Genomic DNA, 25,184 nt, shown 5'->3' with positions numbered 1-25,184 from the left:
GGGAGCTTTTGTGGCGAGGGGGCTTGCCCCCGTTGGGCTGCGGAGCAGCCCCCAAACCAATCACCGCAATAACTTCAGGCACACTGCATTCACCGATTTTACGACGGCTTCGCCACCGAACGGGGGCAAGCCCCCTCGCCACAAAAGCCGCTCCCACAGGGTTTGTGTTGATGCCTGTTATTTGGCCAGCGGCCAAAACCGCTCCCCACCCCCCGGCGCATCGGTCCAGGCCTGCAACGAGCGTGTCGGCAGGTCGAAGTAATCCCGCGTGCGCGCATAGCCATGCCCGCCCATGCGTCCGATCGCATCCAGCCCCAACTGATCGATGTACAGGGTTTTCGGATCGATCAGTTCGTCCCGCACGTGGGCCATCAGCACTTCACCAAAGATGATCTCCCGGGATTGGCCGATGGACAGCGCCATCATCCGCCGGCACTCCAGCGCCACTGGGGCTTCGCCGATGCGTGGGCATTTGACTGTGGTGCCGGGGATGGCGGTGAGGCCGGCGGCGGTCAGTTCATCGAAACCGGGAGCGAAGGGCACGGCGCAGACGTTCATGGCTTCCACCAGCGCATCGCTGACGATGTTCACGGTGAATTCCTGGTTGAGCTGAATGTTGCGGGTGGTGTCCTTGGGGCTTTGGTCGCCGTAGTTTTCCACGCCCAGCGCGAGGATTGGTGGATCGGCGGAAAGCGCATTGAAAAAGCTGAACGGCGCTGCGTTGATCCGGCCTTCGCCGTCGACGGTGGTGACCAGTGCAATAGGGCGGGGCACCACACTGCCAATCAGAATCTTGTATTTGTCCCTTGGGCTCAATGTGCTGAAGTCGAAGCTTTGCATGGGCAGGAATCTCTAGAGAAGTGGATCAATCGCGCTCAATGGCGCGTGGGCGCTGTAGTCGTCGGCGAACGGGATGGCTGGCTGGAACAGGCTTTTCCAGTCCGGTTGGCCGAAGGCCCGGTCGCTGTGGCTGCGCATCAGTTTTTCGAATTGTTGTTGGGCCTGGCGTTGCAGGGCGGGGTAGTCGACGCTCTCGACCTGGCCGTCCCGCATCAGGCAACGGCCGTCGATGTAGCTGGCGATGCAGTCGTCACCACGGCCGGCCAGCACCAGGTTTTTCAGTGGGTCGAACAAGGGGCCCAAGTGCAGGCCGCGCAGGCAGAACACGGTGATGTCGGCCTTGCATCCTGGTGCCAGCCGGCCGAGATCGTCGCGGCCCAGTGCTTTAGCGCCACCAAGGGTCGCGGCGTTGTACATATCCAGCGTGCTGGTCTTCTCGTTGCCGCCCTCCATCAGGCGGGCGATGTTCAAGCCCTGGCGCATGTTGTCCAGCAAGTCCGCCGGCCAGGTGTCGGTGCCCAGGGCGATGTTGATGCCCTTGGCCCGATAGCGCCCAAACGAATTCAGTGCCTCACCGTCCCGGGCAAACACCACCGGGCAATGCACCAGGCTCGCGCCGCCATCCACCGCCCGTTGCAGGTCGTCATCGCCTCGGGTGTAGATGCCGTGGGGCAGCAGGCTGCGCGGGTTCAAAAGCCCAAGCTGCTGCAACCAGCCCAGAGGCGAGGTGCCGCGCAGTTGCTCGACCATCGCCACCTCACCGAGGCCCTGGCAGCAGTGCAAACGCATCGGTGCGTTCAGTTCCCGGCTCAGCGCGGCGGTGCGTTGCAGCAGCGCCGGGGTGCAGGTCTGGATGCGATCAGGCAGCAGCGCGCTACGAATCAAGCCGTTGTGCGCGCCGTCGAAATCCCGGAAAAACCGTTCGGCGGCATCGAGGCCGGCCATGCCCCGGGCTTCGTCCCAGTGGTGCGCCAGGGTTCCATCGGCCTGCCAGTAGCTCATACCACTCATGTAGCAGGGGCCGAGGTAAGTGCGCAGCCCCAGTTCGGCAGCGACACCTGCCACCGCGGCAAATTCGTCGTAGGTCTCGGCCCACTCGCGGTAATACATCGAGGTGATCGGCATGGCCGTGGTGATGCCGTTGCGGATCAGTTGCGTGAAGGCGTAGCGGTATTTGAAGACTTCTTCTTCGGGGCTGTAGCTTTCCCGCGATCCACGCGCCAGATACTGCGCCGACCACATCCGGCCCAGGTCGCGCTCGTCGCCGTTGTCCAGGGTCAGCACCGTGGAGTCGAGATCGCCAAGGGCATCCAGATCGATGAAGCCGGGGCCGATCAGCGCGTTGCCGTAATCGATCCACTGATCCACCGGGCCCGGATAACCGCGCCCGACAAACTCGATGTGTGAGCCTGCGAACACCACTTCGCCGTCGCGCCACAGCACATGCTGCGTGCCGTCGAAGCCGACCACGCAACTGGCCCGCAAGCCGATGCGCTTCACAGACGACTGTCCAGCAAGCGACCACCCGCCGCAATCAACCGGCCCGCGCGATAAACTTGACGCAACGGCCGCGAAACCACCGCCTCACCCAGTGTTTGTACCTGCATCAACAGGAAGTCCGCCGGCTGGCCGATCTCCAGGCGATTGGCTTCGCAACCCAGCGCCTGGGCGCCGTTGCCGGTCGCCGCCTCGAACGCCGCCGCCAGTTCTTCGTCCTTGTTCAAATCGAAACGGAACGCCAGCAACATCGCGCGTTCGAGCATGTCGCCGTTGCCCATGGGCGACCAGGCATCACGAATGCCGTCCGAGCCCAGGCACACATTCACACCGGTTTCGCGCAAGGCCAGGAACGGCGGCACCGCACAATCGGCCGGGGCTGAACTCATCAGCGAAATACCCAGTGCCGCCAAGCGCTCGGCCACCGGTTTGACCTGGCTCCACGGCAACATCCCCAGGCAGTACGCATGGCTGATCATTACCCGACCCTGGCGGCCGTAGCGCTCGGTGTAGTCGGCGATCAGGGCGATCTGCCACAGGCCCAGCTCACCCTTGTCATGCAGGTGAATGTCGACGCCACGGTCGAACTCGCTGGCCAGTTTGAACACGAAATCCAGTTGTGCGATGGGGTCGTTGTCGATACCGCACGGGTCCAAACCACCGACGTTCTCCACACCCAGGGCCATGGCTTCGCGCATCAGTTCGGCGGTGCCGGGGCGGCTGATCAAACCAGTCTGGGGGAACACCACCAGTTGCAGGTCGATCAGGTCGCGGTAGTTTTCACGCAGTTGCTGCATGGCCTCGACATGTCGCAGGCCGAACTCCGGATCGATGTCGACGTGGCAACGCATGGTCAGCGAGCCGCGGGCGATGCAGTTTTCCAGCAGGGCACCGGCCCGTTGTGCGATGGGGGTGGTGACTTCGCGCAGGATGCGCCGTTCGTTGGCGATATAGTCCTTGAGGGTCGGGCCGGCACTGTTGGGGCGCCAGGGTTGGCCCCAGAGGGTTTTGTCCAGGTGTACGTGGCTTTCCACCAGGGCGGGGGTGAGCAGTTGGTTCTGGCCGTCGATGTCGGTGGCGAGCAGTTCGGTGGTCGAGGCCGGGCGGCGTTGGCTGAAGCGGCCGTTTTCGATCAGCAGGTCTTCGGCGGGGGCGCCGTAGGGGCGCACGTTGCGTAGCCAGCGGGGTTGGGTCATACAAACCTCAAATTCAGTGTTGTGTGAGAGGGCCTCTTCGCGAGCAGGCTCGCTCCTACAGTGGATCTTCGGCGTTCACAAAATCCCTGTAGGAGCGAGCCTGCTCGCGATGGCCGCAACTCGGTTTCAAGTCAGGCAATCAGCCCTTGAGCTTGGCCCAAATGCGGTCCTGCAGCTCCCGCGCCTTGTTGCTGCATTCCTTCTCGGGACGCAGGCGCGAGGCGAATTCGTCGGGCATGTTGATGGCGTCCATCACCCGCCACTTGGCGTCGATCAGCTTGTCGCTCTGGATGCCGTTGTCGTAGGCGATGGCGTTGGACACGGCGGCGGCGTTTTCCGGTTTCATCATCCAGTCGATGAAGATCTTCGCGTTGCCGGGGTGCGGTGCGCTTTTCGGTACGGCGAAGTTGTCCTGGAACATCGCCAGGCCTTCCTTCGGATACACGTATTTGATGGTGCTCTTCTGCAAGGTGGCCCGCGCTGTAGAACCGTTCCAGTTCTGCATCATGATCACTTCACCGGAGGCCATGCGGTCGACGGTGTTGTCCGAGCTGTACATCTTCAGGAAGGGTTTCTGTTTTTGCAGCAGCTCGAGGATGCGCTTGGCGTCCTGGGGGTTTTCGCTGCACTCGTCGACATTCAGGTAGTGACTGGCGGCGTTGATTACGCTGCTGGAGGTGTCGAGGGCCGCGAGCTGGCCTTGCAGTTCCTTGCGCGGCTCGAAGAACTCTTTCCACGAGTCGTCGAGCTTGCCGCCGGGCACCCGGGCGCTGTCATAGGAGAACCCGGTAGTGCCCCACAGGTACGGTGCTGAGAACTTGCGCCCCGGGTCGAAGCTCGGGTCGCGGAACGCCGGTTTGACGTATTGGAAGTTGGGCAGGGCCGAGGCGTCGATCTCCAGCAGCAGGTCCTGGTTGATCAGGGTGCGCATGATCGATTGCGACGGCACGATCACGTCATACGCCGCGCCGCCGGCCTGCAACTTGGCCAGCAGGGTTTCGTTGCTGTCGTAGCCGTCCATGGTGACCTTGATGCCGGTCTCCTTTTCGAACTTGGCCAAAAGCTCGACCGGGTAGTAGTCGGTCCAGTTGTAGAAGAACAGTTCCTTGGGCTCGGCGGCCTGGGCGCCGAGCGCGGTGAAGCAACTCAGGGCCAGACCGGCTACAGCGAAACACATGCTTTTTGTTTTCATGCTTTGCTCCAGGATCATTGGTTTTTGCCGCGCTGTCCCAGCCAGAAGGCCAGCACCACCAGCACGATGGAAATCACCAGCATCAGCGTTGAAATCGCATTGATCTCCGGCGTCACGCCGGCCTTGATCGCCGAGAAGATGTACACCGGCAGGGTTGTCGAGCCGGGGCCTGCGACGAAGAAGGTCATGATGAAATCGTCGAGGCTGACCACGAACGCCAGCACCGAACCCGACAGCACCGCCGGCCACAGCAGCGGCAAGGTCACCCGGCGAAACACCTGCCAGGGGTTGGCGTACAGATCGTTCGCCGCTTCCAGCAGGCTCTTGTCCAGGTCATTGAGCCGCGCGCGGATCGGCAGGTAAGCGAAGGGAATGCAGAAGCCGATGTGGGCGACGATGACCGTCAGCAGACCGAGCTTGATCCCCAGCGCCATGAACAGCAGCAGGGTGGCCACGGCGGTGACGATCTCCGGCAGGATCAACGGCAGGTTGATGCCGCCCTCGACCATTTTCTGCCCGTAGAACGGCCGGTAGGTCGCCAAGGCCGCAAGTAGCGCAATCGCCGTGGCACAAACGGTGGCGATGCTGGCGACAATGATCGAGTTCAGTGCGGCGGTCTGGATCGACGGGTTGGCCAGGATTCGCCCGTACCAGTCGAACGAGAACTCGGTCCACACCGTCGCCGAGCGGTTGGCGTTGAAGCTGTAGGCGATCAGCACGAATATCGGCAGGTACAGATAGGCCAGCATCAACAGGCTGACTTCGCGGGTCAGGGGCAGTTTCTTCAGGTGCAGGGCGATCATGCTTGGGCTCCTGGGCGTTGGGTCTTGGCGGCATTGCGGCTATAGAGGGCGTACAGCACCAGGGACAGCAACATGATCCCCAGCAACAGGAACGACAGCGAACTGCCCAGCGGCCAGTTGCGCGCGGTGCCGAATTGCTGCTGGATCAGGTTGCCGATCATCAGCGTCTTGCCGCCGCCAAGGATCGCCGGGGTAATGAAGGCACCCAGGCTTGGCACGAACACCAGCAAGGCACCGGCAATCACCCCCGGCATCGACAGCGGCAGGATGATCCGGCGCAATGCGTGCCAGCGGTTGGCACCGAGGTCGTAGGCGGCTTCTACCAGGCGCCAGTCAAGTTTTTCCAGGGTCGAATAGATCGGCAGAATCATGAACGGCAGGAAGCTGTAGACCAGGCCGACGCTGACCGCGAAGTCGTTGTAGAGCAGGGTGATGCCACCGGCCTGGGGGAACAGCGCGTTGAGGCTCTGGGCGATCCAGCCGTGTTCGCGCAGGATGATCAGCCACGCGTAGTTGCGGATCAGCAGGTTGGTCCAGAACGGGATGGTGATCAGCAACACCATCAGGTTGCGTCGACGGGGTGTCAGGCTCGACATCCACAACGCCACCGGGAAACCGAACAGGAAACACAGGACCGTGGTGCCACCGGCCTGGAACACCGAACGCAGCAACGCCTGGGCGTAGACCCAGTTCAGTTCCAGTTCGCCGTCGAAACCTTCCTGGAAAAACAGCTGCACATAACTTTGCAATTGCCAGTTGGCCTGCCAGTCGACGCCGCCATAGACGTTGCGCGGCAGCAGGCTGATGTAGCCCATGATGCCCAGCGGAATGGCGATCAGGGCCAGCAGGGTCAGAACCACCGGGCTGAGCAACAGCGCGCGGTTGAGGGCCGGGGAAGTGCTGCTGACGCTCATCTCAGGCCTCCATCAACAGGCAGGCGTGGGGCGGCAGGTTGACCGCGACACGATCGCCCACCACCCGCCCGTGGTTCAGGCCCTCGTTGTTCTCGCGCAGCATGACCTTGATGTCGTTGTTCAGGCGGCATTGATAGAGCGTGGCCGTGCCGACATACAGCACGGCTTCGATCACACCGCGCAGGTGATGGGGCTGCGTCGGCTCCACCAGTTGCGAACGCTCGGGGCGGAACGCCAGTTGCACCTTATTGCCGTCAAAGCCCTGGGCCGGGCAGGGGATTTCCACGGGCATGCCGTTGGGCACGAAGAGCTTTTCGTTCTGTTGGCCACGCTTGAGGTGGCCGGGGAGGAAGTTGATGTCGCCGATGAATTGCGCAACGAACTGGTGTTGCGGACGCTCGTAGATTTCATTGGGCGAGCCGATCTGCAGAATCTTGCCGGCGGACATCACGGCGATGCGATCGGACAGGGTCAGGGCTTCTTCCTGATCGTGGGTGACGAAAATGAAGGTGATCCCGGCTTCTTTCTGCACGCGCTTGAGTTCGACCTGCATTTCCTTGCGCAGCTTGAGGTCCAGGGCCGACAGCGGTTCGTCCAGCAACAGCACTTTGGGTTTTGGCGCCAGGGCCCGGGCCAGAGCCACCCGTTGCTGTTGGCCGCCGGACAGTTCAGCCGGTTTGCGCCTGGCCAGGTGCTGCATTTGCACCAGCGCGAGCATCTCGTCGACGCGCTGCGGAATCAGTTTGCGATCAAGACCCTGCATCTCGAGGCCGAAGGCGATATTCTGCGCAACACTCATGTGCGGAAACAGCGCGTAACTCTGGAACACCGTGTTGACCCGACGCTTGAACGGCGGCAAATCGTTGACCGGCTCGCCCGCAAGGCGGATCTCACCTTCGCTGACGTGCTCGAAGCCGGCGATGGTGCGCAGCAGGGTGGTTTTGCCGCAACCGGAGGGGCCGAGCAGGGTGAAGAATTCGTTGTCGGCGATGTCCACCGAGACGTTATCGAGGGCTGGAGCAAGCCCCGGATCGTCGGAGTATCGTTTTGAGACGTTTCGCACTTCGATTGCTGTTGGATGACCCATTATGGTGCATTCCTCTAATTATTGTATGCAAAATCTGGATGCAATTTAGAAATACCCGGATTAATCTGCCCGTGCAAGCCCCTTTTTCAATGGCTGTTCATTCGCCAGGGTCGGTTGCACAGGGCGCCAGGAGTTGATGAATGACGGAAAAGAAACTGGAAACCACGGTCGACCGCGTCTACCAAGGGGTTTACGAAGCGATCAGCAAACGCTCGTTGCGTCCGGGCATGAAGCTTGGCGAAGCCTCTTTGGCCGAGCTGTTTAATGTCAGCCGCACGTCCGTTCGGGCCGCGCTCAAGCAATTGGAGGCCGACGGACTGGTCACCACCGAGCCCAATAAAGGTGCGTCGGTGTCGTTGCCCAGTGACGAAGAGATCCGCTCGCTGTTCGAAACCCGTCGCCTGGTCGAGATCGGCATCGTCAGTGAGCTGTGCCGTCGGCGTGATACAGCGGTGACTCAGGACCTGCGCGATCACTTGCTGCTGGAAGATGAAGCGCATCAGAGCGGTGATCACGAACGGCTGATTCACCTGCTCGGCGAGTTCCACATCAAACTGGCCCGCAGCCTGAACAACCCGGTGCTGCTGGACTGGTTCCAGAAGCTGATTTCCCGGGCGTCGCTGTATGCCGCCGCACTGGATGACGACAGCCACGAGGTCTGCCGCGACGACGAACACCTGCGGCTGATCGAGTACATCGAAGCAGGGAACCAGAGCGCGGCCATAGAGCTGACCTGCATGCATTTGAATGGCATCGAGAAGGCCATTCTGGATGTCGCGGCCACGCTGAAAAGCAGTTACAACCCGCTAAAGCACTTGATTGAGGTGTAGTGCACGGTCTCTCGGTTACTGAGGACCAAATTGTGGGAGCGAGCCGGCTCGCTCCCACAAGGGATCTCCAGTGGCCCACCAGAATCAGCTATACCTCTATGAAACGAATAGCGTGCAGGATGCTCGAAATAAACGGGTGCAACTTACCGGGATAGAGCCAGCCGATGCAGTTTCTAGAGGATAGCCACGGGTGCTCCGGGTGGAACGGCGAAATGGCCGGGCGCATTCGTGCGTTCGACTGGAGCCTGACCGAACTTGGCCCGCTCGGCTCATGGTCCAGGAGCCTGAGCAGCGCGGTGCAGTTGATGCTCGCGTCCCCGCTGCCGATGGTGATGCTCTGGGGCCAGTCCGGGTACATGATCTATAACGACGCTTATTCCAAGTTTGCCGGTGGACGTCATCCGTATCTGCTCGGTTCTGCCGTGGAACTGGGTTGGCCGGAAGTTGCCGAGTTCAATCGCCACGTGGTCGACACCTGCCTGGCGGGCGGTACCTTGTCCTATCGCAACAAAGAACTGGTACTGCTGCGTGACGGGGTTCCGGAAGATGTCTGGATGGACCTCTACTACAGCCCGGTGGCCGACGATGACGGGCGCCCGGCCGGGGTCATGTCCATGGTGGTGGAAACCACGGAGCGGGTGATCTCCGAGCAACGCCGACAAGTGGCTGAAGACGCCTACCGCGCCGACAACGAACGGGTACGCCTGGCGCTGAACGCCGGCGCCTTGCTCGGTTCCTTTGTCTGGGACATCAAGACCAACGTGCTGTCGGGTGACGAGCGCTTCGCTCGCACGCTCTCTTATCCACCCGGGCAAGACCTGCAAAACCTGTCCCAGGAAATCGCTGAAAGCCGGATCCATCCGGATGACCGCAGTTGGGTTCAGGAGCGAGTCAGACTGTCGGTGGAGACGGGTGAGCCCTACAACGTCGAATACCGGATCCAGCGCCTGGATGGCAGCTACCTTTGGGTACTCGCCAGTGGTTGTTGCGAGTTCAATGAGCAGGGCGAGGCGTTTCGCTTCCCCGGCGTGCTGATCGATATTCACGAACGCAAGAACGCCGAAGAGTCCCTGCTTAAGTTCACCCGCAACCTGGAACAACGGGTGGCCGATGAAGTCGAGGCGCGGCTGGCGGCGGAAGAGCAACTGCGCCAGTCACAGAAGCTGGAAGCCATCGGCGGCCTCACCGGCGGTGTGGCCCATGACTTCAACAACCTGTTGCAAGTGATCGCCGGCAATCTGCACCTGCTGGCGCGCCATGAGCCGGGTAACGCCAATGTGCAGCGCCGGGTCTCGGCGTCTATCGCCGCCGTCGAGCGCGGTGCCAAGCTGTCCTCGCAATTGCTTGCATTCGCCCGTCGCCAACCGTTGTCGCCCGCGGTCTTCACGTTGCGGCAGATTTTCGATGGTCTGGCGGAGTTGTTGCTGCGTGCCCTGGGTGAAACCCTTCAGGTTCACATGACGGCACCCGAAGACTCGTGGAATGTGTTTGTCGATCGCAACCAACTGGAAAACGCCATTCTCAATCTGGCGATCAACGCCCGTGACGCCCTTCAAGGCGAGGGCAGGATTGACCTGTGCGCGGAAAACATCGTCCTTGATCGCAAATTTTGCGCCGCAAAGGGCATTGCTCCGGGGGACTATGTGCGGGTGTCCGTGACGGATACCGGCGTCGGCATGCCGCCGCAGGTGCTGGCCCAGGCGTTCGAGCCGTTTTTCACCACCAAGGCCGACGGGCACGGCACCGGCTTGGGCCTGAGCATGGTGTTTGGCTTCGTCAAGCAGAGTGGCGGTCATATCGAAATTGCCAGTGACGTGGGGCGGGGGACCCGGGTGCAGTTGTACTTCCCGCGCACCTTACGCGCAGCACCCAGCGAAACGCCGGGCCCCGATGTGCCGCAACGGGGCGGGCACGAACGCATCCTGGTGGTGGAGGACAATGAGGCCGTGCGGGTGGCGGCGGTGGAGTTGTTGCGTGAAGAGGGCTATCAGGTCCTCACGGCCACCAACGGTGACGTCGCCATGCAAATGTTGCTGGAAGGGCTGGCGGTGGACCTGATATTCACCGACGTGGTCATGCCCGGTCTGATCAAGAGTTCCGACCTGGCGGCCTGGGCGAAAGTGCAGGAACCGCCGGTGGCTGTGCTGTTCACCTCGGGGCATACCCGCGACATCATCTCGCGCAATCACCAACTCAGCTCCGACACCCACCTGTTGAGCAAACCCTACAATCCCGAATCACTCAGGCAGATGGTGCGCATGGTGCTCAACGGCTGAATCCGCTGGCGCAGGCAAAGGTTTTAGCGCCTGTGGGACCGGACGACGAACGGACACCGCTGGTCTGACAGGTGGTCGACAGAACGGGTAAACCGAGGCCATTCTGATAGTTGGTGAACGCAATTGATCGCGTTTCGCTGCCGATCAACAAACGGAGGTGTTCCATGCCGGTGCCACATGACCTTTATCAGGATCTGAAACGCTCAAAGGAAGAAGTCCAGCAGAAACGCACCAAGGATCCGTTACTGGATTCACTGCTTAACAAGTATTCCCAGGCGGATGCCGAAGTGGTGAAAGCAGAGGAGGCCAAGTCCAACGATGACACCGTAAGGAAACTCAAGGAGGCTCGCCTGCTGGTCAAGGACAAGATCGTCAAGCAACTGGGCTCGACATCCTGACCCAGCGTGCTGCCACCGACGACCGGTGGCGGGAAAGTTGGAACGGCAACCAGAGCCGGCACCTCGAATGTTCAGGGACCGTTGTTACGGCTCTCAACGAGGTGCCTCATGACCCAGCCAAAATATCCCGGTGAACAACAGCGGTGAACTCAGGAAGGGGGACCGCTCATTGCAATGCCTTGCTTAACGGCAATCGCACCATGTTCTGCGCTTTCAGCGAACCGAAATACAACCAGTCCCCATACTCGCGCACCGTAGTGATCGGTGAGTAATTGTCGCTGCTGCCGTCCTGCAGGTTTGCAATTACTTTGCCCTCAAGGTCCAGGCCCAGGGCAAATCCGCGTTTTTCCACTGGCTTGGGCAAGACGGTCATGGCCCGCACGATCATCTTGCGCACGAATGGATGCGCCGCCGTGCCATCAAGCAAGGCGTTCCGCGGGGCATAGAGTGCCACCCAGAAGCGGTCGTGGCCATTGAACGACAGGTTGTCCGGCAGCCCTGGCAGGTTGTCGATGAACAGGTCATGGGTGCCGGCCTTCGGACCGCTGAGCCAGTAGCGGCTGATGCGGTAGGCACCGGTTTCATTGACCAGCACATAGGCATCGTCCGGTCCCAGAGTCACACCGTTGGCAAACTCCAGCTTATCCAGCACAACCGATGTCTTGCCGGTCTGGAAGTCGTAGCGCAGCAGTCGACCGTCGCCGCCGTGTTCGATCACGGCCTCACCGTCGTGGCCATAGCCGAAGCGGCTCGAAGCATCGCTGAAATAGGCGTAGTGACCCGGTTTATCGATGGCCACATCGTCGGTAAAACCGAAGGGAACGCCATCGACCTCTGTGGTCAAGGCCACCAGACGCCCCTGGGCATCGAGGGACAACAAGCCTTTGACGGCATCGGCGATCACCAGCAGACCATTGGGATGCCGGGCCAGGCCCAGTGGCCGGCCACCGGTATCGGCAAGGACTTTGGTGGTCTTGCCATCCAGGCTCGTGCGGATCAGGCGACCGTCGTGCAGGCCGGTGATGAGCGTGTCGTTTTCCAGCAACAAGGCTTCCGGCCCGTCGATGTTGGCGGCACCGACGCGTTCCACCTCCTTGAGCCGCTGATTGTCGGCGTAGATTCCGCTGGTGAGGGACGGCGCAGGTTGTGGCGTCCAGGCCACCGGTCGCACCTTGGTCGGCATCAGCAGCAGGAAGGCGCCGACGGCGACGATGGCCAGCAACAGACATTTGGAGGTTCTGCTCACGCGCCGACTCCTGTCGCCGCCAGAGACTTCTGCGCCATGTCGCGCAACGCCAGCATCGATACCGCCGATTCCCGATCGATGCGCCGCTTGAGCAACAAACGGTTGGCAATGCGCATTGCCAGGCCGCTGAATTGATATTCCAGGGTGCGGACGAAGCGTGTGTCCTCGCCTGTGGCATCGCATTCATAGGTCACCACCAGCGACAGGCCGTGATCACCCCGGGCCTCGGCGCTCCAGCGCCTTCCGGGCAGGTACTCCGCGACCTCCCAGCGCAAGTGCCCGTCGCGCCCGCCGGCACGGATGTCCTCCTCGAAACGTGCGCCGGCATGCAACGGCCCTTTTGGCCCATCGATGCGCAGCGACGACGGATGCCATTGCGGCCAAAGGGTCACGGTGCTGGCGTAGGCAAGTACCTGGACCGGGTTTCCGGCAATGACAATCTGATGCTGCATGCGGGTCATGGGCGTTCTCGTCGGGTTGAGCGGCGCAGGTTCCGGCTCCCAATAGAGGGTGCCGAACAGGTAGTCCATCAGCGGGAAAACGATGTTGAAATTACGCTCCTGCATCAGTTCGCGGCGGTGGTGCAGTTCGTGCAGCCGGCGCATCTGGCGGATCCACGGCAGCCGTGTGAGCGGGTTGTGCGGCGGCAGATGCTCGCAGGCATGAAACACTTCGTAAGTCAGGTAACCGAGGACAAGAAGGCCGCCGACCAATCCGGCGACGTTGGTACTGATATGCTTGAGCAGCCACCAGAGGGGCAGGGCGACGGCGAGGGTGTGCAGCACGATCAGCCACGCCGGAAACAGAATCACCCGCCAGTCGCGGGCGTTGTCGTAGGTCATGTGGCCGGGGGTGAAAAAGCTGTGGTGGTCGACTGCGTGACGGGCATAAAACAGCCGGGCGAAGGTCTTTTTATGATGCCCCAGGTGGCGATGCACCATGTACACACCGAGGTTGAACAACAGCAGCGTGACGGGCACCGCCAGCCATTCCGCTGGCCGCACCTGATGTACGTTGCTCCAGTAGACGCTGATCGCCAGTGCCCCGAACACCAGGACAAACGCGCCGTGCAGCCAGGGGTTGTAGAGCGGATGAATGTCGGCGCGGTAACGGCTGCGGAATCCTTCGGTGGTCTGCCTCACTGCAATCACCTGTCGTTTTTGTTATCTCTTTCAGATTAGCCGATCCCGGTGACTTGACGGACCGAACCTTGAGGACACAACGGCCATGATCCGGTGCAAACCGGTCTCAGGTCAGCGGATCCCAGCGCTGCGACCAGTCTTCGTCGGAATCGATGACCTTGCGCAGCAGATCGAAGGCGCGTTGCAGCGTCGGCGAGTCACGATCGCGCGAGTAGACCAGATAGGTCGGGTAGTTGAATTCCGGCGCCTTGGGCACCCGTTCCAGGGCGCCGCTTTGCAGATAACTCTGTACGACGCGGGTGCGGAAGTAGCCACTGCCGCCGTTTTCAAGAAGGTACTGCAAGCCCAGCGGACCGAGATTGAAACTCAGCGCGGCCTTGGCTTTTTCCGGCAGCGCGGCGTCGTGCTGGCGTCGGAATTCGCTGCCCCAATCGATGTACACATAAGGGTCGGGCTTTTCGGCCTGGCGCACGAGAATCAGTTTTTCTTCGAGAACCTGCTCGACTTGCAGACGCGGCCAATACTCGGGCTGATACACCAGCGCGGCATCCAGAACGCCCAACTCCAGTTGGCGCAGCAGGTTTTCGCCATCGCGGATTTCCATGCGCAGGGCGTGGCTGGGGATATTCTTGCGGATTTCACCGGCCCAGCCGAGCATCAGCGGGTTGCACAGGCTCACCTCGCCACCGATGTGCAGGACATCGTGTAAACCCTCGGGCAACGGCAAATCACGCCGCGCGGCTTCCCAGGTTTGCACCAGCTGATTGGCGTACACCACGAACGCTTCGCCGTTGGGCGTCAGGCGGGCACCGGCACGATTGCGCACGAACAGAGTGCTGCCCAGCTGGCTCTCGAGTTTTTGCACCCGTGCGGTGATCGCGGTCTGGGTGACATGGAGTTTTTCCGCGGCGGCAGCCAGGCTGCCATGGCGGACGATTTCGAGGAAGGTGCGGGCGAGGTCGATGTCCATGGGGTGGCCGGTGTGAGAGGTTCAGGCATTGTAAGAGCGGATACCTCACTGGCACCACTCATACCCTGTGGCGAGGGGGCTTGCCCCCGTTGGGGCGCGAAGCGGCCCTTGGCGTCCTTCCGATAAGTCGAAATCAATGGTGGGACGACTGCTTCGCAGCCGAACGGGGGCAAGCCCCCTCGCCACAGGACCAGCAAAAACGACGAATCCCGCCACTAAGGGCGGGATTCGTTTGTAGCAGGCACGCTCCCGAAGTTCGGAAGCCCAGTGCTTACGACGGGAACAGCTCGGACAGTTTCATCGCCAGCATCATGTCGCCTTCAGCGCGCAGTTTGCCGCCCATGAACGCTTGCATGCCGTCAGTCGAACCGTCGACGATGCCTTCCAGGGTTTCGCCGTCCATCACCAGGGTCACCTGGGCGTCCGGGTTCTCGCCTTCCTGCAGTTCGCAGGTGCTGTTCTTGACGATCAGCGAGAAGTTCTTGGTGTCGTCGATGCGGAAACCGAAGACCAGGTCCAGACCGGCAGCAGCGGCTGGGTTGAACTTGGCTTTCATTGCTTGTACGGCATCAGCTACGGAGGTCATGGTTCGATCCTTTCTTGGGTAATAAGAGCTGGGTGATTACAGCCAGGGTCACAATAGTCCGGACTCAGCGAAACGTGATGAGTTCCGGGGCCTTCAACAGTTGCAGGTGCGCATGACTGTTGAAGGAAGCCAGGGACACCTCGCGACCACGAAACTTAAGCTGGTTGAGCGAGGTGTTGACGATTTGCCAGTTCAATTCAAAGGCCTGCCGGGCAGGCATTTGCGTAATCAGGTGGAGCAGGGCGGTGATGGTGCCGCCGGAGGTGAACACGGCGATTTTCTGGGTGTTGTCGGCCTGGTCGAGGATGCGATGCAAGCCGGCCTGCACCCGCTCGACAAACCCCAGCCAGCTTTCCAGGCCCGGTGTGTCGTAGGTGCCGGCCAGCCAGCGCTCGATGATCAGGGCGAAGATACGCTGGAACTCACCACGGTTTTGCGCGGCGTTGCGCAGGATGTCCAGGGCTTCGGGTTCGTCCGGCAGCATGGCCGGCAACAGCGCGCGGATTACCGCATCGGCGTCGAACTCGTTGAAGGCGGCGTCGGTTTCCAGCAGCGGCACCGGCAGGCCCGCCGCGGCGAATTGCTCCAGCGCGCTGTTGGCCGTGTGCTGCTGGCGGCGCAGGTCGCCCGCCAGGCAGCGGTCGAAGCTGATCCCGAGTTCGGCCAGGTGGCGGCCAAGGATTTCAGCCTGAAGAATACCGGTCGGCGACAGGACGTCGTAGTCGTCTGCACCAAAGGAGGCCTGGCCATGTCGAATCAAATAGATGCTGCCCACGTCCGCGTCTTCCCGGTACGTTGAAGGTTTGGCGAGGTTATGAGGATGGCGGTGTGCTGTCAATGAAAAAACATACGCTTGTTTGAAATGCCCGTTGCAGGCCTGTTGCCAGCGCTTTCACGGCTGGTCGCAAGGTCGGCGCATGGGTATGCTGGAGGTATCCCGCGCGCGTTCAAGCCGCGCATCGTTTGAGGAGTCCCTGTGGAGTTTTTTTCCGAGTACGCCATTTTTCTGGCCAAGACCGTGACCCTGGTGATCGCCATTCTGGTGGTCCTGGCCAGTTTTGCGGCCTTGCGCAGCAAGGGGCGGCGCAAGTCGTCGGGCCAGTTGCAGGTCAGCAAGCTCAATGATTTCTACAAAGGGCTGCGCGAACGCCTGGAGCAGACCTTGCTCGACAAGGACCAGCTCAAGGCCCTGCGCAAGACCCAGGCTAAAACCGACAAGAAACAGAAGAAAAAGCCCGAGGCCAAGCCCCGGGTGTTCGTGCTGGATTTCAACGGCGATATCAAGGCATCGGCCACCGAAAGCCTGCGCCACGAAATCACCGCCTTGCTGACCCTGGCCACACCGAAGGACGAAGTGGTGCTGCGCCTGGAAAGCGGCGGCGGCATGGTTCACAGCTACGGCCTGGCCTCCTCGCAACTGGCGCGTATCCGTGAGGCCGGCGTGCCCTTGACCGTGTGCATCGACAAGGTCGCGGCCAGCGGTGGCTACATGATGGCGTGCATCGGGCAGAAGATCATCAGCGCACCGTTCGCGATCCTTGGCTCGATTGGCGTGGTGGCGCAGTTGCCCAACGTCAACCGCTTGCTGAAAAAGCACGACATTGACTTCGAAGTGCTGACCGCCGGTGAATACAAACGCACCCTGACCGTGTTTGGCGAAAACACCGAGAAGGGCCGGGAGAAGTTCCAGCAAGACCTGGACATCACCCATCAACTGTTCAAGAACTTCGTGTCGCGCTATCGCCCGCAACTGGCGATCGATGAAGTGGCCACCGGCGAAATCTGGCTCGGCGTCGCGGCGCTGGACAAACACCTGGTCGACGAACTCAAGACCAGCGATGAATACCTCGCCGAGCGCGCCAGCAAGTCCGAGCTCTATCACTTGCATTACGCCGAACGCAAAAGCCTGCCGGAACGCATCGGCATGGCCGCCAGCGGCTCGGTCGATCGCGTGCTGCTGAGCTGGTGGAGCCGTTTGACCCAGCAACGCTTCTGGTAACGGGCCAGGAGATACAACAAAACATCCAGCCGGGGCATATGCCCCGGTTTTCTTTTTGCCTGCGAATGCTTGCCCGATGTCCTCCACGGCCCGGCGAAATCTCTGTAGGCAGCAGGCGACCGTTCCTGCTTTCGGCAAGGCAGTGGCTGGTTATGTTGGTGTTCCAAAAAACAGTTGCCATGGAACGCACATGAATGACCATCGGACACCGCTTCATGCCGAACATATGCCGCTGCGCGTAACACTGGAGTCTGTGGTGAGCGCGGCTTTGCTGCAGTCTCCCGCGCAGTTCGCTGCACAGTTGATCAAGGAAAAGTGGGGGCAAGACATCGACCCGCAAAACGCCCTGTTGGTCACCCTGGATTACCGCTACCGCGGGCACCCGCCGCAGGACGGTATCGAGCAAGGCCAGGTGGCAAACACGCAAACCCTGGTGCAGGCGTTGCTGGCAAACTACCAGAGCGTCGGTGACGGGCGTTTTGCCGAAAGCCTATTGGGCTTGTTCACACCGCCCGATGTCGGCCCGTCCATACGTATCGTGGAGCATGTCGATGAATTCGCCGACCACGGCAACGGCAACCACCATACCTACGAAGGCATCTATCGCCAGACCACGCCTCAGGTGTATGGGCCGGCAACGCAAATTGCCCTGAGGCCGGCGGCGTTCAAACAGTGGGTATGGGATCTGGATCTGCAGACCCACTATCAGGCTTACCTTGATCGCGCCTGGCCGTCCGATAAGCGAATCGTCCAGGCGCAGCCTTACGATCTGAGAACCTCGGCCAAGGCCGCCTTTATCATGAGCGCCTGCCTGCAACATCAGGAGGGCAGCTTGAGTCAGGAGGGCCTGGCCCTGGCCATGCAGGCCGCCGGTTTGCCAGCGGAGCAGGTCTGGGGTGCGTTGACCATCGATCAGGTGCAGGCGCCCACTCGTGTCAGTGCGCCGATCGAGGTCGGTCGGCTGACGATCTATCGCTACACATCGGACGATATCTGGTGTTACCGCCACCGTCACAGTGGCCGGGTCTTGCTGAATATTCCCGGCAACTCCTCACCCTTGCATGAATTCGCCGATTTGCCGCACCTGCGCCAATGGATCGTGGCCCAAGCCAGGGGTGCCGCCACACGGCAAGCGCTGGTCGCGCATTTTGCCGAGGACGATCGTGAAGACGGCACCTTCCATGCGGGCGTGTTGACGGCGTTGCAGGGCATGGCGGTTTACCCGAAGGAGCACTGGCTGAAAAAGAACGCAGGGTTCTTCAATAACGACGGTTTCTGGGACCCGCAGGACTATATCGACCTTGAGCGTGTGTCGACCGACACCGATCCGTTCGCGCAACTGGTACTGACCATGAAGCAGGCCTCCATGGCCAGCGTCAAAACCATCCGTGACGATGCCCAGGTCAATCGCGACAACCTGAGCGCGGTGGTGCAGCCGCTCGTGCAGTGGATCAACCGGCTGGGGCCTTTGGCATTGTTCATTCCGGGAGGTGAGGGCGTGCTGGTGCTGGCCGGCCTGATCGACGCCGGTTACGGCCTCGATCAGGCCATCAACGGCAAAGCGCCGGAGCAGCGCTCCGAGGGCGTGACGCGCACGGTGTTCGGCTTGCTCAATGCGCTCCCGCTGGCCGGGGCGGTGGCGGCACTCAAGGGTGAAGAAAAAATCGCCGGAACGCTGCAGGATTCGGGGGAGCCGGGGAGCGAGTCGCATCCCGAAACGCCGGTCGAACCCATACCCGGATCGGTATCGGTGCCGGTGTCGACACGTGTGGAGCTGATGCGAAGCGTTTGCGCACCGCTTGCTGGCTTCAGCGATGAGGTATTGGCGCAGATCGCCCGGATCAGCACGGTCGACGACGACATGTTGCGCCTTATGCAGGCCGGCCGCGCGCCGACACCTTTGCTTGCCGACACCATCACTCGCTTCAAGCTCGATCAGGAACTGGAAACCGTCACCGATCCGCAAGCACGGGCCGGATTGTTTAACGCCCGCTATCAGGCGCTTCAGCACTCGGACCAGGACTGGATTCGCCTGCTTCAGCGCGAATACCAGGGTTTGCCGAAAAATGCCGTGGAGCAGATCCTCGACCGTTCCGGGGTCGACATCAATCGGCCTGTCGATGCTGACGAGGTGCTGCAACTGTTCAAGCGTCTGGACAGCAAGGCACGCGAGTATCAGCAGCATGTACGACTCAACCGGGCCTATGAGGGCCTGTACTTGCGTTCGGTCAGTCATCCCGATTCCGATGTCCTGGCGTTGCACTCCCTGGAACGCCTGCCCGGTTGGCCGAAAGACCTACGCATTGAGGTGCTCGACGGGTCAATCAGTGGCCGGGTCCTGGACCGTTGCGGCCCGTTCGATTCCGCGGATTGCCGGCGCTTGATCAAGGTCGGTGATCGCTATCGGTATGCCACAGTGGCGGCTACCGACGGCGAAGGTTCGGATCTGTTTGCCGCGCTGGTCGATCTGTTGTCTGGGGAGGAACGCGCGGCGATGTCGCTTAACTCGCCAGACGCGGCCAGCCAGTTGCGCCTGCGCATTGGCGGGCGCGCCTTGTCTCGCTCCGAGCTGATACTCGGCTTGAATCGAATGGATTCGCGGTTGCCCTTCGAAGCCAGGGGGTTGCGCGGCGGCGGCTTTCCGAACACGCCACAGGACGCTGTGCTGGCTCACGAAATCATGCGCTTGCAGGTCAAGGATCTGTATCCGGAATTCACCGATGCCCAGGTGGACGAGTTGCTCCTGACGGCGGGTGCCCGGGCGCAAGCGCTGGTGGATCGCCTGACGCTCGAGGCGCAGCAGTTGCATGCCGATCTGTGCCACTGGGCCGACCAGGCCTCGCTGGATGCCGATGACATGGATGTGGATTTTCTGGCGGTGGGCGATGATGCCGCCGCAGGCATGAGTCCTCAGCAGGTGGCGGCGTACAATGTCGAACTGCTGCAAACCGTGATCGATTGCGAGCGTGAAGCGCGAAATGAATTGGGCGACGAGCTGATGAGCATCTGGCAAAAATGCCCGCCCCAGATCAATCGAGTCATGTCCGGCGAGGTGTGCAGCGGTTACAGACTGGACCTGGGGTACGAGGACTTCCATCGCTTGCCGACAATGAACGTTCGCTTCAATGAAGTCGTCGAGCTATCGATGCAGGGCCTGCATCTTGTCGAGCGCGAGAGCCTGAACGCTTTTCTCGAAAGTTTCCCCAATCTGCACTCCCTGAACCTGGAACGCGTGGATCTGCGTCGACTCAATGCAGACGACGTGCTGGAGGGGGTATTGCCTGCACCGGTTCGGCAAATGACTCGACTCACAACGCTCAACCTGAGGTCCACCTTTCTTCAGCTCCGGGAGAACACGGCTTCGCAGTTTCGTGATCTGGTGAGCTTGCAAACGCTGGACCTGAGTGACAACCCGTTGACTGTCCCGCCCGTGGTATTGGGGATGAATGAGTTGCGTGTATTGAACCTGAGAAACACCGGGATCAGCCGTTGCCCGATTGGCATCGCCGATCAGCCGTACCTCACCGCGCTCGACTTGCGAGGCAACCGGATCAGCCGGGTTCCCTTCGCGATACTGATTCAGGCGGTCTCCAGGGACCGGGTGAAACTGTGGGGTAATCCGCTGACGGATGAAGAGACCTTGTTGCGCCTGGTGGATCATCGCGAACGCACCGGTATCAATCTGTGGCTGAGTGAGCCGGGTGCCGATTATGGCAGTGCGACGCCCTGGCTAGAGGAGGGCGATGAAAGCGTGCGCCTGGCGCGACAACAGATCTGGCAACGATTGGCCGTCCTGCCATCGGGCAGTACGTTGCTGCGGGTCATGGATGGATTGAGCCTGACGGCGGATTTCCAGGTCGGCTATCGGTCGCTGCAGGCGCGTGTGTGGCGCTTGCTGCAGGAAGCGGATGCGTCAGAAGAGTTGTGGGGCTGGTTGCGTCAGTGTGTCGAAACGCGGATGGCGGATGCCGAGAATCCGTTTCGGTTGTTCGTGGTGCTGGAGGATCGAGTCCGGCTGTACCGCGATTGGGTCGCCTTGGGGCGGCCGATGCCGCTGGCCGACTATCCGCTGTTTTAGCGGGAGGGTGAAAACGCCTTGAACCCCGTGCCGGGGTTCAAGGCGTGACGGTCAGCGACGACGGAACAGCGGCAGCGGTTCGTCAGTAGCGGCCTGGTAGGTCACCGAGAAGTCCTTGAGGCCTTCAAGGGCTTCGTGCGGGTCTTTGTCGGCGCGAATGGCGAACGCGTCGAAACCACAGCGATGCATGTAGAACAACTGGTCACGCAGCACGTCGCCAATGGCCCGCAATTCGCCCTTGAAACCGTAACGGTCACGCAGCAAGCGGGCGTTGGAGTAGTTGCGGCCGTCGGTGAATGCCGGGAAGTTCAGGGCAATGACCTGGAACTGAGCCACGTCTTCGCCGATTTCCTCGGCTTCTTCATCGGCGTCCAGCCAGATGCCCAGGCCGCCGTCGCGGGCCAGGAGCATACGGCTGTGTTCGCGCCACAGCTGCAACGGCACGATGAGGTCGTCGCAGTTGCTGATCTCGTCGATGTTGAAATCCTTGGGCAGCAGGTGCCAGGTTTCGTCGACGACTTCGTTGTTTTTAATTACTCGCTGCATAGACGCGCTCCTTGAAGAGATCGATACCAATACGCTGATAGGTGTCGATGAAGCGTTCGTCTTCGGTACGTTGTTCGATGTACACGTCGATCAGCTTTTCGATCACGTCAGGCATGGCTTCCTGGGCAAAGGACGGGCCGAGGATCTTGCCCAGGCTGGCGTCACGGCTGGCGCTGCCGCCGAGGGAAACCTGATAGAACTCTTCGCCTTTCTTGTCCACCCCCAGGATGCCGATGTGGCCGACGTGGTGGTGACCACAGGCGTTCATGCAACCGGAGATGTTCAGGTCCAGTTCGCCGATGTCGAACAGGTAGTCCAGGTCGTCGAAACGGCGTTGGATCGATTCGGCGATCGGGATCGACTTGGCGTTGGCCAGGGAGCAGAAATCGCCGCCCGGGCAGCAGATGATGTCGGTCAGCAGGCCGATGTTCGGCGTGGCGAAGCCTTGCTCGCGCAACTCGCCCCACATGGCGAACAGCTTGTCCTGCTCGACGTCGGCCAGGATGATGTTCTGCTCGTGGGAGGTGCGCAGTTGACCGAAGCTGTAGCGGTCGGCCAGATCGGCCACGGCGTCGAGCTGTTTGTCGGTGATGTCGCCCGGTGCAACGCCGGTCGGTTTCAGGGACAAGGTCACGGCCACATAGCCCGGCTTCTTGTGGGCCAGGGTGTTGCGCACGCGCCAACGGGCGAAGCCCGGGTGCTGCTGGTCGAGCTCGGCCAGTGCGGCTGCCTGGTTTTCCAGGGCCTTGTAGTCCGGGTCGACGAAGTGCTTGGCGACGCGCTGCACTTCGGCTTCGGTCAATGTGGTCTGGCCACCGCGAAGGTGCTCCATTTCCGCATCGACTTTCTGTGCGAAGACTTCAGGCGTCAGCGCTTTTACCAGGATCTTGATCCGCGCCTTGTACTTGTTGTCGCGACGGCCATAGCGGTTGTAGACCCGCAGGATGGCGTCGAGGTAGCTCAACAGGTCTTGCCACGGCAGGAATTCATTGATGAATGCCCCGACCACCGGCGTACGGCCCAGGCCGCCGCCGACCAACACACGGAAGCCCAGTTCGTCAGCGGCGTTGTGCACGGGCTCAAGGCCAATGTCATGGACTTCGATGGCGGCGCGGTCGGAAGTCGAACCGTTGACGGCGATCTTGAATTTGCGCGGCAGGTAGGCGAATTCCGGGTGGAACGTGGTCCACTGGCGGACAATCTCGCACCATGGGCGCGGGTCGATCAGTTCGTCGGCGGCGACACCGGCAAACTGGTCGGTGGTGACGTTGCGCAGGCAGTTGCCGCTGGTCTGGATCGCGTGCATCTGCACGGTGGCCAGTTCGGCAAGAATGTCCGGAATGTCTTCCACGGCCGGCCAGTTGAACTGCACGTTCTGCCGGGTACTGATGTGGGCGTAGCCCTTGTCGTAGTCGCGGGCAATTTTGGCCATCATTCGCGTCTGGCGCGAAGTCAGTTGGCCGTAAGGCACGGCGACTCGCAACATCGGCGCGAAACGCTGGATATAAAGGCCATTTTGCAGGCGCAGGGGGCGGAATTCTTCTTCGCTCAGCTCGCCTGCCAGATAGCGTCGGGTCTGATCACGGAACTGCTTGACGCGGTCCTCGATGATCCGCTGATCGTATTCGTCGTATACGTACATATAAGTCCTGTTCTCAGGCTTGGGCCGGTCGGAAACAGCGGCATTTTTTGGCTTGCTGGCGTCCGATAAAACCTCGGCAATTCTGCGCGCACGGCCGCGCACTCCCTACGGAGCCGGGGCAAGATACCAGTTTGCAGTTATGCGTAAAAGTGATGTTTGAGCATATGTAAAGAACCAAATCGCCTAATGAGAATCGTTGTTGCAAAGACCCTGTTTGTGATGCGGGCAATCGTCGTCTTTACTCTGCTCGTGTCTTTATGCAATCACCGATAAAACCGACAAGAGGCGATGCAATGAGCAACCCAACCAAAGCAAGGAAAAGCGATAGCACCGTTGATGCATGGGCAATTTTGTTCCTGATCATTCTGGTCGTGGGGACGGCGGTATTCTGGGTCAGTCATCAGTAAGCGACCCCGTCCGGGCCCGGTTCCGACGATTGTCTGACAAATACCGGAAAAATCGCCGTTTTACGGTCGTCCGCTGGCTATAATGCGCGGCGAATTTCCGGGGGCTCGGACGACCAATGTTGAAGTTTCTGTGTGGCGTATTGCTGACGCTGGGCATGGTCGTGGGACCCTGTGCCCAGGCGGCGTCAGTGCTGTTCCTGAATCCGGGAACCCCCACGGAAGCTTTTTGGGTGAGTTATTCGCAGTTCATGCAGGCCGCGGCGACCGACCTGGGGATGGACTTGAGCATCCAGTATTCCGACCGCGTCTCCGAAAACACCCTCCGCCAGGCTCGCGAAGCCCTTCAGGGCCACCATCGTCCTGACTACCTGGTCTTCGTCAACGAGCAATACATCGCCCCCGAAATCCTGCGGCTGGCCAAGGGCAGTGGGGTAAAACTGTTCATGGTCAACAACGCCCTGACCCCGGATCAGACGAAACTGATCGGTGCCCAACCTGACAAGTACCCCGATTTGCTCGGCAGCCTGGTACCCAATGACGAGGAGGGCGGCTACCTGATGCTCAAGGAACTGATCCGACAGCATGGCCCGGTGGCCCCCGGCCAGACCATCGACTTGCTGGCTTTTTCCGGTTTGAAGATCACCCCGTCCGCGCAGTTTCGCGAGAAGGGCTTGCGGCGTGCCTTGGCCGAGCACCCGGAAGTGCGTTTGCGGCAGTTGGTGTACGGCGGCTGGACCCGGCAGCGTGCCTATGAGCAGGCCCGGTTGTTGTTCAAGCGCTACCCGCAGACGGCGCTGGTCTGGGCCGCGAATGACGAGATGGCGTTCGGTGGGATGCAGGCGTATGTCGAAGCCGGAGGTGTGCCAGGAAAAGGCGTGCTGTTCGGCGCGATCAACACTTCACCCGCGGCGTTGCAGGCACTGCTGGACCGTCGTCTGAGTGTCTTGCTGGGCGGGCACTTCAGCCTCGGTGGCTGGGCGCTGGTGCAATTGCATGACTACGATGAAGGCGTGGACATCAGCCAATACGGTGGCCGTGACCGCCAGATCCCGTTATTGCAGCTGATCGATCGGACACAGGCCAAGCGGCTGCTGGCGATGGGCACCGCGCAGGACTTCGGCGTGGATTTCCACAAACTCTCGGCCAAGGGGCGTCCCGCGTCCTGGCGTTACCCGTTCACCCTGCAAACCCTGATGCACTGAGCCCCGTCAAACCCCGACCAGAAGCAGCACCAGCTTGACGATGCCGAACAGCGTCAATGCAAACACCGCGGTGAACACAATCCCCAGAATCACGAAATGACTCGGTTTGCCGTGAGTGAAATCACGGGCCCGGTTCTTCCCGCTCTGCACCCCGAACGCTGCCGCCAAGACGCTGTGCAGCATTTGCCAGAAGGTCGGCGGCTTGTTGTCGGCCGGATCGTTCATAAATCCCTCGCCTGAAGGTTGGTCCTCACAGCATAGCCAATCTGCCGATTCGTGCCGTGGCTGGCTGAAACGCGTTGTCTCGCCTTTTTGAACTTGCGGTAACTATGT

The 25,184-nt window shown here is 61.0% G+C and carries 21 protein-coding genes; 6 read left to right on the top strand and 15 right to left on the bottom strand.

Annotation, left to right across the window (positions count from 1 at the left end):
- Positions 1 to 177: 177 nt before the first annotated feature.
- From VC35_RS06235 to VC35_RS06205, 7 genes are all read right to left on the bottom strand, one after another.
- Positions 178 to 840: a flavin reductase family protein gene (locus VC35_RS06235; protein WP_007973324.1), complete on the bottom strand. Its 663-nt coding sequence runs from the start codon at positions 838 to 840 to the stop codon at positions 178 to 180.
- Between the two features lie 12 nt (positions 841 to 852).
- A complete protein-coding gene (locus tag VC35_RS06230; RefSeq protein ID WP_046038521.1) occupies positions 853 to 2,340 on the bottom strand; it encodes an amidohydrolase family protein in 1,488 nt (495 codons plus the stop codon).
- Entirely contained in the window at positions 2,337 to 3,533 is a 1,197-nt protein-coding gene (locus tag VC35_RS06225; RefSeq protein WP_046038520.1) for an amidohydrolase family protein, read from the bottom strand. Before VC35_RS06225 ends, VC35_RS06230 begins: the two co-directional genes overlap by 4 nt.
- A gap of 139 nt (positions 3,534 to 3,672) precedes the next feature.
- On the bottom strand, positions 3,673 to 4,725 hold the full coding sequence (locus tag VC35_RS06220) for an extracellular solute-binding protein (RefSeq protein WP_046038519.1): 1,053 nt from the start codon (positions 4,723 to 4,725) through the stop codon (positions 3,673 to 3,675).
- 14 nt (positions 4,726 to 4,739) lie between these two features.
- Positions 4,740 to 5,528, bottom strand: a complete 789-nt coding sequence (locus VC35_RS06215; RefSeq protein WP_008050662.1) for an ABC transporter permease — start codon at positions 5,526 to 5,528, stop codon at positions 4,740 to 4,742.
- On the bottom strand, positions 5,525 to 6,442 hold the full coding sequence (locus tag VC35_RS06210; protein WP_046038517.1) for an ABC transporter permease: 918 nt from the start codon (positions 6,440 to 6,442) through the stop codon (positions 5,525 to 5,527). The genes VC35_RS06215 and VC35_RS06210 overlap by 4 nt, the downstream gene beginning before the upstream one ends.
- A 1-nt stretch (position 6,443) precedes the next feature.
- Complete coding sequence (locus VC35_RS06205; protein ID WP_046038516.1) at positions 6,444 to 7,529, bottom strand: ABC transporter ATP-binding protein; 1,086 nt, start codon at positions 7,527 to 7,529, stop codon at positions 6,444 to 6,446.
- Positions 7,530 to 7,669: 140 nt separating this feature from the next.
- Here VC35_RS06205 and VC35_RS06200 point away from each other — a divergent pair, with 140 nt between their 5' ends.
- The 3 genes from VC35_RS06200 to VC35_RS06190 all read left to right on the top strand — a co-directional run bounded on the left by VC35_RS06200 (position 7,670) and on the right by VC35_RS06190 (position 11,033).
- Positions 7,670 to 8,359, top strand: coding sequence for a GntR family transcriptional regulator (locus VC35_RS06200; protein WP_046038514.1), 690 nt, complete (start codon positions 7,670 to 7,672; stop codon positions 8,357 to 8,359).
- A gap of 164 nt (positions 8,360 to 8,523) precedes the next feature.
- Positions 8,524 to 10,635 carry a hybrid sensor histidine kinase/response regulator gene (locus tag VC35_RS06195; RefSeq protein ID WP_046038512.1) on the top strand — a complete coding sequence of 704 codons (2,112 nt, stop codon included), beginning with the start codon at positions 8,524 to 8,526 and terminating at the stop codon, positions 10,633 to 10,635.
- Between the two features lie 164 nt (positions 10,636 to 10,799).
- The gene (locus tag VC35_RS06190) at positions 10,800 to 11,033 is read left to right on the top strand and encodes a DUF465 domain-containing protein (RefSeq protein ID WP_046038510.1); all 234 of its coding nucleotides are present in this window, start codon (positions 10,800 to 10,802) and stop codon (positions 11,031 to 11,033) included.
- 166 nt (positions 11,034 to 11,199) lie between these two features.
- Here VC35_RS06190 and VC35_RS06185 read toward each other — a convergent pair whose 3' ends face one another.
- The 5 genes from VC35_RS06185 to VC35_RS06165 form a co-directional block, all read right to left on the bottom strand.
- Positions 11,200 to 12,279 (bottom strand): SMP-30/gluconolactonase/LRE family protein, encoded by a 1,080-nt coding sequence (locus VC35_RS06185; RefSeq protein WP_046038509.1) that lies wholly within the window; start codon positions 12,277 to 12,279, stop codon positions 11,200 to 11,202.
- On the bottom strand, positions 12,276 to 13,421 hold the full coding sequence (locus tag VC35_RS06180) for a sterol desaturase/SRPBCC family protein (protein ID WP_046038508.1): 1,146 nt from the start codon (positions 13,419 to 13,421) through the stop codon (positions 12,276 to 12,278). Before VC35_RS06180 ends, VC35_RS06185 begins: the two co-directional genes overlap by 4 nt.
- Before the next feature lie 106 nt (positions 13,422 to 13,527).
- Entirely contained in the window at positions 13,528 to 14,391 is an 864-nt protein-coding gene (locus VC35_RS06175) for a LysR family transcriptional regulator (protein ID WP_046038506.1), read from the bottom strand.
- Positions 14,392 to 14,662: 271 nt separating this feature from the next.
- Positions 14,663 to 14,977, bottom strand: coding sequence for an SCP2 sterol-binding domain-containing protein (locus VC35_RS06170; protein ID WP_007976511.1), 315 nt, complete (start codon positions 14,975 to 14,977; stop codon positions 14,663 to 14,665).
- Positions 14,978 to 15,041: 64 nt separating this feature from the next.
- Positions 15,042 to 15,752: a histidine phosphatase family protein gene (locus VC35_RS06165; protein WP_046038503.1), complete on the bottom strand. Its 711-nt coding sequence runs from the start codon at positions 15,750 to 15,752 to the stop codon at positions 15,042 to 15,044.
- Positions 15,753 to 15,953: 201 nt separating this feature from the next.
- Between VC35_RS06165 and sohB the strand changes: the two genes are divergently transcribed.
- Both sohB and VC35_RS06155 read left to right on the top strand, forming a co-directional pair.
- Entirely contained in the window at positions 15,954 to 16,976 is a 1,023-nt protein-coding gene (gene sohB, locus VC35_RS06160; RefSeq protein ID WP_046038501.1) for a protease SohB, read from the top strand.
- 190 nt (positions 16,977 to 17,166) lie between these two features.
- Positions 17,167 to 21,054 (top strand): dermonecrotic toxin domain-containing protein, encoded by a 3,888-nt coding sequence (locus VC35_RS06155; protein WP_046038499.1) that lies wholly within the window; start codon positions 17,167 to 17,169, stop codon positions 21,052 to 21,054.
- Positions 21,055 to 21,105: 51 nt separating this feature from the next.
- On the opposite strand, the gene VC35_RS06150 is transcribed toward VC35_RS06155, so the two are convergent.
- Both VC35_RS06150 and VC35_RS06145 read right to left on the bottom strand, forming a co-directional pair.
- Positions 21,106 to 21,600 (bottom strand): DUF934 domain-containing protein, encoded by a 495-nt coding sequence (locus VC35_RS06150; protein ID WP_046038497.1) that lies wholly within the window; start codon positions 21,598 to 21,600, stop codon positions 21,106 to 21,108.
- A complete protein-coding gene (locus tag VC35_RS06145; RefSeq protein WP_046038496.1) occupies positions 21,584 to 23,242 on the bottom strand; it encodes a nitrite/sulfite reductase in 1,659 nt (552 codons plus the stop codon). Before VC35_RS06145 ends, VC35_RS06150 begins: the two co-directional genes overlap by 17 nt.
- A 523-nt stretch (positions 23,243 to 23,765) precedes the next feature.
- On the opposite strand from VC35_RS06145, the gene VC35_RS06140 reads away from it, so the two are divergent.
- Entirely contained in the window at positions 23,766 to 24,851 is a 1,086-nt protein-coding gene (locus tag VC35_RS06140; protein ID WP_046038494.1) for an ABC transporter substrate-binding protein, read from the top strand.
- Between the two features lie 6 nt (positions 24,852 to 24,857).
- On the opposite strand, the gene VC35_RS06135 is transcribed toward VC35_RS06140, so the two are convergent.
- Positions 24,858 to 25,076: a DUF2970 domain-containing protein gene (locus VC35_RS06135; protein ID WP_046038493.1), complete on the bottom strand. Its 219-nt coding sequence runs from the start codon at positions 25,074 to 25,076 to the stop codon at positions 24,858 to 24,860.
- Positions 25,077 to 25,184 lie beyond the last annotated feature (108 nt).

Origin of the sequence: Pseudomonas fluorescens (assembly GCF_000967965.1) — a bacterium.
Classification (GTDB): Bacteria; Pseudomonadota; Gammaproteobacteria; order Pseudomonadales; family Pseudomonadaceae; genus Aquipseudomonas; species Aquipseudomonas grandcourensis.
The sequence above is the reverse complement of the archived record's forward strand: the minus strand, read 5'-3'. Positions and strand labels throughout refer to the sequence as shown.